The organism is Citrobacter freundii ATCC 8090 = MTCC 1658 = NBRC 12681 (genome assembly GCF_011064845.1).
GTDB lineage: Bacteria > Pseudomonadota > Gammaproteobacteria > Enterobacterales > Enterobacteriaceae > Citrobacter > Citrobacter freundii.
Genome location: NZ_CP049015.1, coordinates 3840774 through 3855764 on the forward strand (window position 1 = coordinate 3840774; position 14991 = coordinate 3855764).

14 protein-coding genes are annotated in these 14991 nt (G+C 53.1%); 7 read left to right on the forward strand and 7 right to left on the reverse strand.

Annotated features, from left to right (window positions below):
- Positions 1 to 10: 10 nt before the first annotated feature.
- From G4551_RS18435 to hycA, 4 genes are all read right to left on the reverse strand, one after another.
- Positions 11 to 934, reverse strand: coding sequence for a respiratory chain complex I subunit 1 family protein (locus G4551_RS18435; protein ID WP_003840266.1), 924 nt, complete (start codon positions 932 to 934; stop codon positions 11 to 13).
- Positions 935 to 936: 2 nt separating this feature from the next.
- Entirely contained in the window at positions 937 to 2763 is a 1827-nt protein-coding gene (hycC, locus tag G4551_RS18440) for a formate hydrogenlyase subunit 3 (RefSeq protein ID WP_003840269.1), read from the reverse strand.
- Complete coding sequence (gene hycB, locus G4551_RS18445) at positions 2760 to 3371, reverse strand: formate hydrogenlyase subunit HycB (RefSeq protein ID WP_003037401.1); 612 nt, start codon at positions 3369 to 3371, stop codon at positions 2760 to 2762. The genes hycC and hycB overlap by 4 nt, the downstream gene beginning before the upstream one ends.
- A 143-nt stretch (positions 3372 to 3514) precedes the next feature.
- Positions 3515 to 3973, reverse strand: a complete 459-nt coding sequence (gene hycA / locus G4551_RS18450) for a formate hydrogenlyase regulator HycA (protein WP_003840271.1) — start codon at positions 3971 to 3973, stop codon at positions 3515 to 3517.
- Between the two features lie 198 nt (positions 3974 to 4171).
- On the opposite strand from hycA, the gene hypA reads away from it, so the two are divergent.
- From hypA to flhA, 6 genes are all read left to right on the forward strand, one after another.
- Complete coding sequence (gene hypA, locus G4551_RS18455) at positions 4172 to 4543, forward strand: hydrogenase maturation nickel metallochaperone HypA (protein ID WP_003037406.1); 372 nt, start codon at positions 4172 to 4174, stop codon at positions 4541 to 4543.
- 103 nt (positions 4544 to 4646) lie between these two features.
- Positions 4647 to 5519: a hydrogenase nickel incorporation protein HypB gene (gene hypB, locus G4551_RS18460; RefSeq protein ID WP_003037409.1), complete on the forward strand. Its 873-nt coding sequence runs from the start codon at positions 4647 to 4649 to the stop codon at positions 5517 to 5519.
- A complete protein-coding gene (gene hypC / locus G4551_RS18465; protein ID WP_003037411.1) occupies positions 5510 to 5782 on the forward strand; it encodes a hydrogenase 3 maturation protein HypC in 273 nt (90 codons plus the stop codon). Before hypB ends, hypC begins: the two co-directional genes overlap by 10 nt.
- On the forward strand, positions 5783 to 6904 hold the full coding sequence (hypD, locus tag G4551_RS18470; RefSeq protein ID WP_003037413.1) for a hydrogenase formation protein HypD: 1122 nt from the start codon (positions 5783 to 5785) through the stop codon (positions 6902 to 6904). It begins immediately after the preceding gene.
- Positions 6901 to 7911 carry a hydrogenase expression/formation protein HypE gene (gene hypE / locus G4551_RS18475; protein WP_003037416.1) on the forward strand — a complete coding sequence of 337 codons (1011 nt, stop codon included), beginning with the start codon at positions 6901 to 6903 and terminating at the stop codon, positions 7909 to 7911. Before hypD ends, hypE begins: the two co-directional genes overlap by 4 nt.
- Before the next feature lie 127 nt (positions 7912 to 8038).
- Positions 8039 to 10117: a formate hydrogenlyase transcriptional activator FlhA gene (gene flhA / locus G4551_RS18480; RefSeq protein WP_003840276.1), complete on the forward strand. Its 2079-nt coding sequence runs from the start codon at positions 8039 to 8041 to the stop codon at positions 10115 to 10117.
- A gap of 39 nt (positions 10118 to 10156) precedes the next feature.
- On the opposite strand, the gene G4551_RS18485 is transcribed toward flhA, so the two are convergent.
- The 3 genes from G4551_RS18485 to dcuC form a co-directional block, all read right to left on the reverse strand.
- Positions 10157 to 10501, reverse strand: coding sequence for a nitrous oxide-stimulated promoter family protein (locus tag G4551_RS18485; protein ID WP_003840278.1), 345 nt, complete (start codon positions 10499 to 10501; stop codon positions 10157 to 10159).
- Positions 10502 to 10585: 84 nt separating this feature from the next.
- Positions 10586 to 12280: an NAD-dependent malic enzyme gene (locus G4551_RS18490; protein ID WP_003840279.1), complete on the reverse strand. Its 1695-nt coding sequence runs from the start codon at positions 12278 to 12280 to the stop codon at positions 10586 to 10588.
- 52 nt (positions 12281 to 12332) lie between these two features.
- Entirely contained in the window at positions 12333 to 13700 is a 1368-nt protein-coding gene (gene dcuC / locus G4551_RS18495; protein WP_003840282.1) for a C4-dicarboxylate transporter DcuC, read from the reverse strand.
- A gap of 353 nt (positions 13701 to 14053) precedes the next feature.
- Here dcuC and G4551_RS18500 point away from each other — a divergent pair, with 353 nt between their 5' ends.
- Positions 14054 to 14947, forward strand: a complete 894-nt coding sequence (locus tag G4551_RS18500) for a MurR/RpiR family transcriptional regulator (protein WP_003840284.1) — start codon at positions 14054 to 14056, stop codon at positions 14945 to 14947.
- The last annotated feature ends 44 nt before the right edge of the window (positions 14948 to 14991 follow it).

Genomic DNA, 14991 nt, shown 5'->3' on the forward strand with positions numbered 1-14991 from the left:
CTCTCTTAAATCACGCCACCAGCAAGGAGACGAACGCTAAAAACGCAAACCCAAAACCGGCCCAGGTCACGCGTGAAGTGGCGCAAAAACGCAGACGCGCCATGCTGTTTTCGAACAGGGCGATGACCAGCACGCCGAGGACCAGCTTGACGACGGCAATCACCAGCGCCAACAGCAGCCCACCCGCGGTGAAGGTTTCCATCTGTCCCCACGGCAGGAACACACCAACGAACATTTGCAGAACGACCAGTTGCTTGAGGCTAATGCCCCATTTCAGCACGGCAAAACCGCTGCCGCTGTATTCAGTCAATGGACCTTCCTGCAGCTCTTGCTCTGCTTCTGCCAGATCGAATGGCAGTTTGCCCATTTCGATAAAGGTGGCGAAAGCACAGGCGCACAGTGCCAGAATCAGCGGGATGCTGCGCGCAGCAGGCCAGTGGTAAATGGTATCGGCGATATTGCTGATATGGGTTGAACCCGCAATCTGTGCCGCTACCCACAGCCCCAGCAACAGGATAGGTTCAACCAGCACGCCGAGCATCGCTTCACGGCTGGCACCAATGGCGGTAAACGGGCTACCGGTATCCAGTCCCGCGATAGAGAAGAAAAAACGGGCAATGGCGAACAGGTAAATTAAGGTGATCAGATCGCCCAGTTGCGGCAGCGGTGAGCCAACGGTCACTACCGGTAGCGCAGTGGCGATAGTCAGCATCACGCCCACCATCACAAACGGCGTCAAGCGGAAGACCCAACTGGAATCCGCAGGCGCAATGCTCTGACGGCCCAGCAGTTTGATAATGTCGCGGTATTCCTGCAAAACGCCCGGACCGCGGCGATTGTGCAAACGCGCGCGCGCCACGCGGGTAACGCCGGACAGCAGCGGCGCAACGGCAAACAGCACCAGCGCCTGAATTAACGGATATAAAACACTCATTTTCAGGCTCCTCGTGAAACCACAATCACCACCAGCACCGCCAGCTCAATCAGCGCCAGGCGACGGAACAGCACCGGCGCAGCCGCATTCTCCCAGCCCGGAACCAGTGATACCGGATTCAACCACTTACGCAGTTTGAGTACCGGGGCAAAGGCTTCTTTCACCGGCATGGCAAAACCGTGCGCGGTAATGACCATTGACTGCTCGTGATCGTAACCACACACCCATGCCGCACCGCGTGAACGCGACGGCAGACGGTTGCCTTTGAAAATTGCCATGATGATGAACGGCAGCAGCGGACATGCGATCAGCAGCAGCGTGATCATTGGCTGAGAAACGGTGGTGTTCGCAGTTTCCAGCGGCAGCGGAACGGCAGATGAGATCATCGGCAGCAGCCACGGCGCAGCCACGCCGCCAATCACACAGCAGATAGCCAGCGCAACGACGCTCACGCCCATCAGGATTGGTGCGCAGCAGGCGTTTTCAGCTTCCTTCGTGCGCGGTGCACCAAGGAACGTTACGCCATAGACTTTCGCCATACACATCACCGCCAGCGCGCCGGTAATTGCCAGCCCAACCGCCAGCAACGGCCCTAACAGACGACCGACAAACGCCCCGCTGTTACCCAGCTTGAAGAAGGATTGATAGATAACCCACTCACCGGCAAAACCGTTCAGCGGCGGCAGCGCGGCCATCGCCATCAGGCCAACCAGCATCGCCAGAGAGATAACCGGCATGCGTTTGCCGATACCGCCCAGTTTTTCGATATCACGATGACCGGTACGGAACCAGATGCTGCCTGCGCCCAGGAATAGAACGCTTTTGAAAAGGCTGTGGTTTACCAGGTGGTACAGACCGCCGGTCAAACCCAGCGCAATCAGCGCCGGTTGATTCAGGGAAATCCCGGTCACGCCAGCGCCCAGCCCCAGCAGAATAATGCCGATGTTTTCCAGCGTGTGGTACGCCAGCAGGCGCTGGATATTGTGTTCCATCAGCGCATACAGACCGCCAACAAATGCGGTGATCATGCCCAACACCAGCAGCGTAACCCCCCACCACAGCGGTGCATTACCGCCCAGCAGCGACAGGGAGAGAATACCCAGTAGACCGACCTTCATGACGACGGTAGAGAACAGTGCCGCAGCCGGTGCGCTGGCATTGGCGTGTGCCTGTGGCACCCAACCATGCAGAGGAATAATCCCGGCCAGCAGGCCAAAACCTGCCACGCCCAGCAGCCAGATGTCAGACCCGAGCGGCAGCTCCTGGGTGCGCAGGTCTAGCAGACGCAGCTCCAGAGTGCCGTAACGTTGCCACACAAGGTAGCAGGCAACCGCCAGCAGCAGCGTACCAATACGCCCCAGCGCAAACCACAGTTTGCCTTCTTTACTGCAGCCGGTGAGGAACACGGCACACAGCGCCATGATTTCCGCCATCACCACCAGCGTACCGAGGTTGCTGGCAACCACCGCACATACCGCCGCGGCCATCAGCAGATTCACCAGCAGGCCGTTAGCTTTCACCTGCGGATGACGATGCCAGTCAATGTTGTACAGGCTGACAAACAGGCCGCACAGTCCCAGCGTAATCAGCCAGATAGCATTCAGCGGAGTAATTTGCAGACTGTGCCCAATAAACGGCATCACGCCGCTCACCGCCAGCGCATTAGTCAGAACGGTAAAACCAGCGGCTGCCGTACACAAGCTGCCGACCGCACCGCCAACTCCAGCAATCCAGCCGCTCAGCGATTTATGAAATGAAAACAGAAATGCCAGAACCGCAGCCGCTGTAAACCAGGCCACGCCGCTGTTAATCAGTGAAATTGCGCTCATTTTGCATCCCCACTCTGAGCCTGCTGAAACAAGGTGAGATCGCCAAAATCGGTATTGAAAGTCAGCTCACGCTTACGTTTGCTGGCGCGGGCGATATCCATGTTGCTCACCAGGTGCAGGGCTTTGGTCGGACACATGCGCACGCAGGCCGGACCAAGCTCGTCAAAACTGCACAGATCGCATTTCACCGCGATGGCACGAACGCCTGGAACCCAGTCCAACAGCGAACTCACGCGAGCAGGCGCTGGCGGAGCCGGAGGCGCTTTTGGCGTATTGGCGTTTGCCGGGATATGCAGCGGACGGCTACCAGAAAACTCTATCGCGCCAAACGGACAAGCGATCCCGCACAGTTTGCAGCTTACGCACAGGCTTTCATTCAGCTGTACGGCGCCATCAACGCGGTTAATGGCATTAACCGGACACACGGTGGCGCAAGGCGCATCTTCACACTGGTGGCAAAGCTGCGGCGCGGATTCTTTTTCATTTAACATCACTTTCAGGCGCGGCATTGACTGCAGGCCATGCTGGCGATGTGTCTCTGAGCAGGCGGCTTCACAGGTGTGGCAGCCAATACAAAGAGTGGAGTCAGCAATTACAAAACGATTCACCAGGCATTCCTCAGGTGATAGTCATTTTTGACGAAAACATGTCTGCAAAATGTCATTTCGACATTTTTCGACATGCCCATTCCCTAAAACATCGTGACGCAGTATGTAAACCGCATCATGACAAAGTGGACAGCACCTGAGGCTTAAGCCGGGCTATGTCCCTCAACCAGTTGGCTTAAATTCACCGGCATATTGTTCTCAACCGCGGTGTACAGGCTGTCGTAGACGGTGGCGATTTTCTCGAGATAGTGCTCCAGCACCTGTTCGCGATCGCGGTTACTGAAACGCTCATCGACTTGACCGTCGATGGTCAACTGTGCCTGTGCAATCAGTTGCTTATCATCACCATCTTTTGTTTCGACGTAGTACTCGATGGTGTGGCTATTGAAGCCATCCGCCAGCGTGACGTAGATAGTGAAGTGTTCAAAAAGGACAAAGCAGAGATCTTTGTCCGGCGCACAGCTCATTGCATGATGCAAACGCGCTTTCGAGAGGGTGATCCCCTGAACCAGCGAGTTGCAGTAAATACGCCACTGGTCCTGTAGGCGACGATGCCGTTCAGCGATGTAATCGGCTTTTTCGCTTATTTCCCAAATAGTCATGTCAGGTTACCCGTTTAGCAGAGATGAACAGCCTTAAGCACATTTCATGCCAAAATTAAATTACTTAATTTTCATATAGATAAAAAATAAAAGGCGGGTGACGACATGTCATTTCGTCATTATCGTCATTGTCACGAATGAAAGAATTCAACCTGGCATGCTTATTGCTTTTGATATGGCAACTTCACAGGAGGCGGTATGCACGAAATAACCCTCTGCCAACGGGCACTGGAATTGATTGAACAACAGGCCACGCAACACGGTGCTCAGCGAGTAACTGGGGTCTGGCTCAAAATTGGCGCATTTTCTTGCGTAGAAACCAGCGCTCTCTCCTTTTGTTTTGATCTGGTATGCCGCGGGACCCTTGCAGAAGGTTGTAAACTCCACCTCGAAGAACAAGAAGCCGAATGTTGGTGCGAATCTTGTCAACAATACGTCACGTTACTGACGCAACGCGTGCGCCGATGTCCGCAATGCAACAGCGATATGCTGAGAATTGTGGCCGATGACGGCCTACAGATTCGACGTATTGAAATAGATCAGACTCCAGCGCCGGATGGCGACGCTTAAGCGTCTTATCCAGCCTACAGAAAGAGCTCGTTTGTAGGCCGGATAAGGCAACGCAGTCATCCGGCAACAGATGTATCGCAAGTAAAAAGATCAGGAGTGAGCGATGTGTACGACATGTGGTTGCGCTGAAGGCAACCTATATATAGAGGGTGATGAGCATAATCCCCACTCGGCGTTTCGCAGCGCGCCATTTGCCCCAGCGGCTCGTCCAGCGCTGAATATTACCGGTGTGAAGACCTCAAATTTCACACCGAGCCAGACCGAAGAAGGCGATTTGCACTACGGTCACGGTGAGGCAGGAACCCACGCACCAGGTATGAGCCAACGCCGTATGCTGGAAGTGGAAATTGACGTACTGGACAAAAACAACCGCCTGGCCGAGCGCAACCGTGCCCGCTTTGCGGCCCGTCAGCATCTGGTGCTGAACCTTGTTTCAAGCCCGGGCTCCGGTAAAACCACGCTGCTGACCGAAACGCTGATGAAGCTGAAAGATAGCGTGCCGTGCGCCGTTATTGAAGGTGACCAGCAGACGGTGAACGATGCTGCCCGTATTCGCGCCACAGGCACGCCCGCCATTCAAGTCAACACCGGTAAAGGTTGCCACCTTGACGCACAAATGATTGCTGACGCTGCGCCGCGTTTGCCGCTTGACGATAACGGCATTCTGTTCATTGAGAACGTCGGCAACCTGGTCTGCCCGGCCAGCTTCGACCTCGGCGAGCGCCATAAAGTGGCCGTGCTTTCCGTCACCGAAGGTGAAGACAAACCGCTGAAATATCCACATATGTTTGCCGCCGCATCGCTGATGCTGCTCAACAAAGTGGATCTGCTACCGTACCTCAATTTTGACGTTGAAAAATGCATCGCCAGCGCCCGGGAAGTGAACCCGGGAATTGAGATTATCCTGATTTCCGCCACCAGTGGTGAAGGGATGGATCAATGGCTCTCCTGGCTGGAGACGCAGCGATGTGCATAGGTGTTCCGGGTCAAATCCGCACCATTGATGGCAACCAGGCCAAAGTCGACGTTTGCGGTATTCAGCGCGACGTCGACCTGACGCTGGTCGGTAGCTGTGATGAACATGGCCAACCGCGCCTCGGCCAGTGGGTACTGGTCCACGTCGGTTTTGCCATGAGCATCATTAATGAAGCTGAAGCGCGCGATACGCTCGACGCGCTGCAAAACATGTTTGACGTTGAGCCGGATGTCGGCGCGTTGCTGTACGGCGAGGAAAAATAAATGCGTTTTGTTGACGAATACCGCGCACCAGAGCAGGTGATGCAACTGATAGAGCACCTGTCTGAACGTGCCGCCCACCTCCCCTACACGGCTGAACGCCCACTGCGCATCATGGAAGTTTGTGGTGGTCATACCCACGCTATCTTCAAATTCGGCCTCGACCAGTTGCTACCGGAAAACGTGGAGTTTATTCATGGTCCGGGTTGCCCGGTTTGCGTTCTGCCGATGGGTAGAATCGACAGCTGTGTAGAAATCGCCAGTCATCCAGAAGTCATTTTCTGCACCTTTGGTGATGCGATGCGCGTCCCGGGTAAGCAAGGCTCCCTGCTGCAAGCCAAGGCGCGCGGTGCAGATATCCGCATCGTCTATTCACCGATGGATGCGCTGAAACTGGCACAGGAAAACCCAACGCGTAAGGTGGTGTTCTTTGGTCTGGGTTTTGAAACCACAATGCCAACGACCGCTATCACTCTGCAACAGGCAAAGCAGCGTGATGTGCAGAACTTTTACTTTTTCTGCCAGCACATCACGCTTATCCCTACGCTGCGCAGCCTGCTGGAACAGCCGGACAACGGTATTGACGCCTTTTTAGCACCAGGCCACGTCAGCATGGTGATTGGCACTGATGCCTATAATTTCATTGCTTCAGACTTCCATCGTCCGTTAGTGGTCGCCGGTTTTGAACCGCTCGATCTCCTGCAAGGCGTGGTGATGTTAATTGAGCAGAAAATTGCCGCGCACAGCCAGGTAGAAAACCAGTACCGTCGCGTGGTACCGGACGCCGGTAACGCGTTAGCGCAACAGGCCATCGCCGAGGTGTTCTGCGTCAATGGCGACAGCGAATGGCGCGGTCTGGGCGTTATCGAATCCTCTGGCGTTCACCTGACGCCTGACTATCAGCGCTTTGATGCCGAAGCCCATTTCCAGCCAGCGCCGCAGCAGGTGTATGACGATCCGCGCGCGCGTTGTGGGGAAGTGCTGACGGGCAGATGTAAACCACATCAGTGCCCATTATTTGGCAAAACGTGTAACCCGGAGACCGCTTTTGGCGCCCTGATGGTCTCCTCAGAAGGCGCATGTGCCGCCTGGTATCAGTATCGTCAGCAGGAGTGTGAAGCATGAGCAGCGTACAACTCGCCCACGGTAGCGGCGGTCAGGCTATGCAGCAGTTGATCAACAGTCTGTTTATGGAGGCATTCGCGAATCCGTGGCTGGCGGAACAAGAAGATCAGGCACGTCTGGAACTGGCGCAACTGGTCGCTGAAGGCGATCGTCTGGCGTTTTCAACCGACAGCTATGTTATCGATCCGTTGTTCTTCCCGGGCGGTAATATCGGCAAGCTGGCTATCTGTGGTACGGCTAACGACGTGGCGGTCAGCGGCGCGATCCCGCGCTATCTCTCCTGCGGTTTTATCCTCGAAGAAGGTTTACCAATGGAGACGCTGAAAACCGTCGTTAACAGCATGGCGGCAACCGCGCGCGAAGCGGGTATCGCCATCGTCACCGGCGACACCAAGGTTGTACAGCGCGGCGCGGCGGACAAGCTTTTTATCAACACCGCCGGAATGGGCGCGATCCCCGCCAACATTCACTGGGGCGCACAGACCCTGAGCGTGGGCGATGTGCTGCTGGTCAGCGGTACGCTTGGCGATCACGGCGCAACTATCCTTAACCTGCGCGAACAGTTGGGTCTTGATGGCGAACTGGTCAGCGACTGCGCGGTATTGACGCCGCTTATCCAGACGCTGCGTGATATTCCTGGCGTGAAGGCGCTGCGTGACGCCACCCGTGGCGGCGTGAATGCGGTAACGCATGAATTTGCCGCATCATGCGGGTTTGGTATTGAGCTGTCTGAAGCGGCCCTACCCGTGAAGCCCGCTGTGCGTGGCGTTTGCGAACTGCTGGGACTGGATGCGCTCAACTTTGCTAACGAAGGTAAGCTGGTGATTGCCGTTGAGCGTCAGGCCGCTGAAACGGCGCTTGCCGCGCTGCGCGCGCATCCATTAGGACGCGATGCCGCAATGATTGGCGAAGTGGTAGAACGCAAAGGTGTGCGTCTGGCCGGACTTTACGGCGTGAAACGAACCCTCGATTTACCACACGCCGAACCTTTACCTCGTATATGCTAACTGCCCATTAGCAGCAACGTGTAGGCCGGATAAGCGAAATCGCTATCCGGCAATAATTTACGACTTATACCTATAATTCATTTACCGTTTTCGCACCGTTCTGCGGTGCTTTTCCTGGAAAAGCAATATGTCGTATACACCGATGAGTGACCTCGGACAGCAAGGCCTGTTCGATATTACTCGTACATTATTACAGCAGCCCGATCTCCCGTCTCTTAGCGAGGCGCTTTCGCAGCTGGTCAAGCGTTCAGCGCTGGCCGACTGTGCGGCTATTGTCTTATGGCAGGCACAAACGCAGCGTGCGCGTTATTTTGCGACGCGTGAAAATGGTAAACCCATCGATTACGAAGACGAAACGGTACTGGCCCATGGCCCGGTACGCCGTATTTTGTCTCGCCCCGATGCGCTGCACTGCAACTATCATGAGTTTACGGAAACCTGGCCACAGTTGGCTTCAGGTGGACTGTATTCTGAATTTGGCCACTACTGCCTGCTGCCGCTGGCGGCGGATGGGCGTATCTTTGGCGGTTGCGAGTTCATCCGTAATGAAGATCGTCCATGGAGTGAAAAAGAATATAACCGTCTACAGACCTTCACCCAGATAGTCGGCGTCGTTGCTGAACAAATTCAAAGCAGGGTCAGCAACAACGTCGATTACGATCTGTTGTGCCGCGAGCGTGATAACTTTCGTATCCTGGTCGCCATCACCAATGCGGTACTCTCCCGCCTGGACATTGACGAACTGGTCAGCGAAGTCGCCAAAGAGATCCATCACTACTTCGACATTGATGCCATCAGCATCGTGTTACGCAGCGATCGTAAAAACAAGCTCAGCATTTATTCCACCCACTATCTGGATGAACATCATCCAGCGCACGAACAAAGTGAAGTGGATGAAGCAGGTACGCTTTCCGAACGCGTGTTCAAAAGCAAAGAGATGCTGCTGATTAATCTGAGCGAACGCGATACGCTCGCTCCTTACGAACGGATGCTGTTCGAAACCTGGGGCAACCAGCTACAAACCCTGTGTCTGTTACCGCTGATGTCGGGCAATACGATGCTCGGCGTACTCAAGCTGGCACAGTGCGAAGAGAAAGTTTTCACTACCGCCAACCTCAAGCTATTGCGCCAAATTGCCGAGCGTGTGGCAATTGCCGTGGATAACGCGCTTGCGTATCAGGAGATTCACCGCCTGAAAGAACGTCTGGTAGATGAAAACCTGGCGCTGACTGAACAACTCAACAATGTAGAGAGTGAGTTCGGCGAAATCATTGGCCGCAGCGAAGCGATGTACAGCGTACTCAAGCAGGTCGAAATGGTGGCGCAAAGCGACAGCACCGTCCTGATTCTGGGTGAGACCGGAACGGGTAAAGAGCTGATCGCACGGGCCATTCACAACCTGAGCGGACGTAACGCCCGTCGGATGGTGAAGATGAACTGCGCGGCAATGCCTGCCGGATTACTGGAAAGCGATCTGTTTGGTCATGAGCGCGGCGCGTTTACCGGTGCCAGCACGCAGCGGATTGGTCGTTTCGAACTGGCCGATAAAAGCTCGCTGTTCCTCGACGAAGTGGGCGACATGCCACTGGAGCTACAGCCTAAGCTGCTGCGCGTTTTGCAGGAGCAGGAGTTTGAACGTCTGGGCAGCAATAAACTGATCCAGACCGACGTACGCTTGATCGCCGCCACTAACCGCGATCTGAAAAAGATGGTAGCCGATCGCGAGTTTCGTAACGATCTCTACTATCGACTGAACGTCTTCCCGATCCATCTGCCGCCGCTGCGTGAGCGCCCGGAAGATATTCCGCTGCTGGTAAAAGCCTTTACCTTTAAAATTGCTCGCCGGATGGGGCGCAATATCGACAGCATTCCCGCCGAGGCGCTGCGTACGCTGAGCAGCATGGAGTGGCCGGGCAACGTGCGCGAGCTGGAAAACGTGGTAGAACGTGCGGTTCTGCTTACCCGAGGCAACGTACTGCAACTGTCCCTGCCGGATATTGCCCCTTTGATGCCATCTACGCCTCCGGTGGCAACCGAAGTCGCACAGGACGGCGAAGATGAATACCAGTTGATCATGCGCGTTCTGAAAGAGACCAACGGCGTGGTTGCCGGACCTAAAGGCGCGGCACAACGGCTGGGGCTGAAACGCACCACGTTACTCTCGCGTATGAAACGCCTGGGCATTGATAAGGATGCGCTGGTTTAACGGTTCGCCCGATAGCGCCACGCTTATCGGGCATCTGAATTACTTCTTACGCTGGTATTTCTCTGGCAATTCCGGGACAGGGCGTTTGTCATCAATCAGATGACGTACGGTTAGGATCGGATGACGCCAGAGCATTCTTGGCCCAGCCCAACGCATAATTTGCTTCATCTCTTCGCGTTTGGCAGATTGATAGCAGTGCACCGGACACTGCTTACAGGCCGGTTTTTCCTCACCAAAGACGCACTTATTGAGGCGTTTTTGCGCATAGGCAAACAACGCATCGTAATGCCCCGGCTCGTCTGAAGCCTGCGGACACTGGCTTTCATACAGCGAGATCATTCTCTGGATCGTCATTTTTTCACGTGCAATACGTTTGCCGGACATAATGCCTCCACAATTAAGTTGCATAAATAATACACCTTATCCATAGAGGCAACCAATAGCCGTTAACAATTCCAGGAAGAATGACTAAATTGCCCGGCGTTTATAAGGACGGTAGTGCGGTAGCCAAAAGTTATCGTTGATGCTCTGCAGCAACACCTCGTCGCTTATCTTCTCTGCCACACCGGACTGCTGTGCCGCCTTACCGACCTCAAAAGCAATGCTGCGAGTCACGTCGCAGATTGTCCCAATCTCCGGCAACAGAGCGCCTTCCCCGTTACGAACCAGCGGAGAAGCATCGGCCAGTGCGCAGCTTGCCGCCATCAGCATAGCGTCTGTTATGCGCGTCGCACCACTGGCGATAGCCCCCAGACCGATAGCCGGGAAAACATACACGTTATTACATTGCGCAACCGGAATGGAGCGCCCATTAAATTCAACTGCATCACAGGGGCTGCCGGTCGCGATGATGGCCTGTCCCCTGGTCCAGCGAACAATATCTTCTGGCCGCGCTTCCATTCTCGAGGTGGGATTCGACAGCGGCATAACAATCGGGTGATCGCAGTATTGATACATCGTGCTAATCACCTCCTGCGAGAACAATCCGGCCTGGCCCGACACACCCAGCATCACCGTGGGTTTGACATTATGAATCACCTCCAGTAATGACGGCGCCTGCCCCTCATACTGCCAGTCAGATAAGGCCTCGGGAGGTTGTGCCAGCGGTTGCTGGAAATCCGCTAAAGCATGATTGGTGGTCATCACCAGACCGTCGCGATCCACCATAAAAATTGTCCGTCTGGCTTCAGACTGGCTCATCCCTTCACTGATGCGACAGGCAATGATATGCCGGGCTATGCCACATCCGGCTGCGCCCGCTCCCACAATCACGATCGGTTGCTTGCAGAAATCGCGGCCGCTGCCACGACATGCGGCAAGTAAGGTCGCCAGAGCTACCGACGCAGTGCCCTGAATGTCATCATTAAAGCAGCACAGATCATCGCGATAACGCTCCAGCAGAGGCACTGCGGTATGTTGAGCGAAGTCTTCAAACTGCAGCAAAACGTCAGGCCAGCGCCGTTTTACGGCCGCAATAAACATGCCAATAAATGCGAAGTAGTCTTCACCGGTGATACGCGGATGACGCCAGCCGATATAGCGCGGATCGTCCAGCAGTCGCGTATTGTTCGTCCCGACATCCAGTAGAATGGGGAGCGTATTAGCCGGATTTACCCCGCCACATACGGTATAGAGCGACAGTTTTCCGATAGGGATCCCCATACCGCCTACGCCCTGGTCACCCAGTCCCAGAATGCGTTCGCCATCTGTAACGACGATGACCTTGATATTGTGCCGTGGAATATCATGCAAAATATCGTCAATACGATCGCGATCGGGCCATGAAATAAAGACGCCACGCGCACGACGATATATCCAGGAGAACTTTTCGCAAGCGGCCCCGACTACCGGGGTATAAACGATGGGCAGCATCTCCGGCAGATGCTTTTTCAGCAGGTAATAAAATAACGTTTCGTTGGTATCCTGAATATTACGCAGATAAATATGTCGAGCGTTGTGGGATTCAGCCTCAAGATATTGTTGATACGCCCGCTCGGCTTGTTCATCAATATTCTCAATGGCGCAAGGCAGTAGTCCACTCAGATTAAAGTCATGTCTTTCTTGCTGCGTGAAGCTACTTCCCTTGTTCAATAACGGAGACTCAAGCAGTAACTTCCCCGTAAACGGGACGTATAAAACATCGTTTGTCACGTTGCCATCCATAAATTACAACCAGATAAAAAAATAAGAGCCTGCATTAACAGGCTCTCGGGATTCAAATCAGGACATAGTTGGCAACCAGCATCGCCGCGATACCGGCCAGCGCTGGAAGCAGCGTTCTTCTGACGATCATAAACGGTGAACATTCCCCTGCTTTGCTTACCGCAATAATGATGCCAGCCACAGGAGACATTGAGCGCCCCATTCCCGCCATCAACTGCATTGGCAGAATCATATTGACAGCGCTCTCACCAAATTTTGCCGCAATGGAGGGAGCCAGGCCGGAGAAAGAGAAAAAGGCGGCTACGCCAGAGCCTGTCAGGACGGCGGTGACGCCCACCAGCGCGGTCATCACCAGCGTCATACTGGTAAAACCCAGGCCTGCGTTTTGCACTGACTGCAACAGGTAGTCCACCGCGCCAATTTTCTGCAGCCCCTGGGCATAGATATCCGCACACACCAACAAGGAAACAATACTGGTAAACATGCTGCCCATGCCTTTGAAAAAGACCTGTAACCCTTTACAGCAGTTTTTGAAATCTCGGGTAGCCACCAGTTCGAAGAAAAACGCGACGACCGCGCCAAGGATCATTGCCGTGACCACGTCAATTTTGATGGATTTGATCACCAAAGGGCTAAAGACCAGCACCAGTGCTACAGGCAGGACCGGTAACAACGCGTAAATAGCGGGTGCCTTGCGGCCCTCTTCTTCTGCTTGCACGACGCTTTGCTCGCCTGATATGAAGCCATCCTTTTTGTCGAAATACTTCGCGGTGAAGTAAATCACTACAGCAACGGCCAACATCACCACCACCGCCACCGGCATCTGGTAATGAGCGAAGTAGATAGCGCTTTCCATGCCAGCATGCTTGGCCGCCAGATTCGCAGTACCAACCGCAGGCCCTAGATCCATAAATGCGCACAGACCGATCATCGCGGCTGCAGAAGCTTTACTGACCCCAAGACGAACCAGTACCGGGAAGAATGTCACCAGCAGCAACATCGCCAGCCCCGCCGCACTTGAAATTGCCACGTGCAGAAGCTGTGCGCAGATGTACCCCAACGCGAGGATCAGGTAAGGCGCTTTAATCACCTGTAGCGGACGAATGCACATATTCACCATCGCATTCGACGCTTTGATGTGATCCATATAGCTGGCAAATCCACCCGCCGCCATGATGATAAGACCAATACCCGCAATTTGTGTGGTCAGCGATTCTTTGGCAAAGCTAAAGATGTCCAGCCAGGTTGACCCCGTGGATTTCGCTTTATCATAGAGAATGCTGTTTTCAGGATAAAACAATACGGTAATGGTCAATAATGCCAGTCCAGCGAGTAATAAAACAGTTTGCGGCTGATAGTTTTTTACAATTAACCATGCTGCAATAACTGTTATCACTATTGCTATAATAAACGCTGTCATAATAACAATTCCTATGCCATACAAATTTGGTAGGGTTACCCGTCATATCATCATTGCTTATGTAGGATAGTAAAAAAGCGCCTCCATATATAAGCAGTTATAATATGTACGTAAATTTATCGTATTACACACTCAAATATTGAGATTTAATTGTAATGGGTTGTATGGTTATAAAATACGGGAAAGATATTTTCCCACCCCTTTTTGTGAGTAAGATCGCAACTTATATGAGTATGGTCATATCTTCCAGGAAGAGCTGGATGCGGGTTTCCAGGATATTCATTCAATGATTGACGTCGAAAGCGTATTACCCTATAACAACGTTGATATTCAACAGCAATCGGGTGTTATCCATGTATAATAAAAACACATTAAGTCTGGATGAGTATAACTTACTTACTCTTAATATGGGTGATCTAACTGAATCTGAGTGCCGACTTAATGAGTACATTAATAAACACTTCAATGAACTGCCTTACCATGGCATTGTTGATCTCTCGCAAAATGCGATGGTAAGCAAAGCAACTATTGGCCGATTTTTAAATAAAATGGGGTTTACGGGTTATGCTGCTTTCCGTAAGGCATTAGACATCACGCTGTCAAAAAATAAAATATCCGCACCGTTTGAGAAAAACATCAAACTGCGTAACAATCCTGGGATTACCACTGAAAGTATCGTTACCGATTTCACCTACAAAGTATCAGAATTATTTAATCAATTTAAAAATAATATCGATATTGAGAGCCTTAATGCATTTATCGATCTGGTGCTGAACAACAAACGTCATATTTATGTCGTCGGCCCTTCATCGTCTCATGCCATGGCAACGCATTTTTGTACACTGCTAAAGTACTTCCGCAGTAACATCTCCCTGTTACCGACGGACATCAGCGAACTCCCCAAATGTCTCGTCAACATTGAGGAAGGAGATGTCCTGATTGTTTTCTCTTACTATCGATTTAACCGGGTCGCCCTCAATATTGCAAGATGGTTCAGAAAAAAGAATGCCGCCGTAGTGTTGGTGACCAACTCAGAGGCGAACCCTTACGGTAAGTTCTGCGATCTGCAGTTTGTTCTCCCAAGCGACGTACATTCCATTTTTCAAAGCCGTATTCTTGGCTTCTTTTTTATCGAACTCATTCTACATCTGGCTTATGAGAAAGGAGATAGCGAGGGGAATTTTGCCCAACTGGAAGAATTATTCGTCTTTTTCGAAACATTTTCGGCATCGTCCCACAATACTTAGTGCCACCAACCGCCAGGAGAGCTATCCCTCCCGGCGACATGACG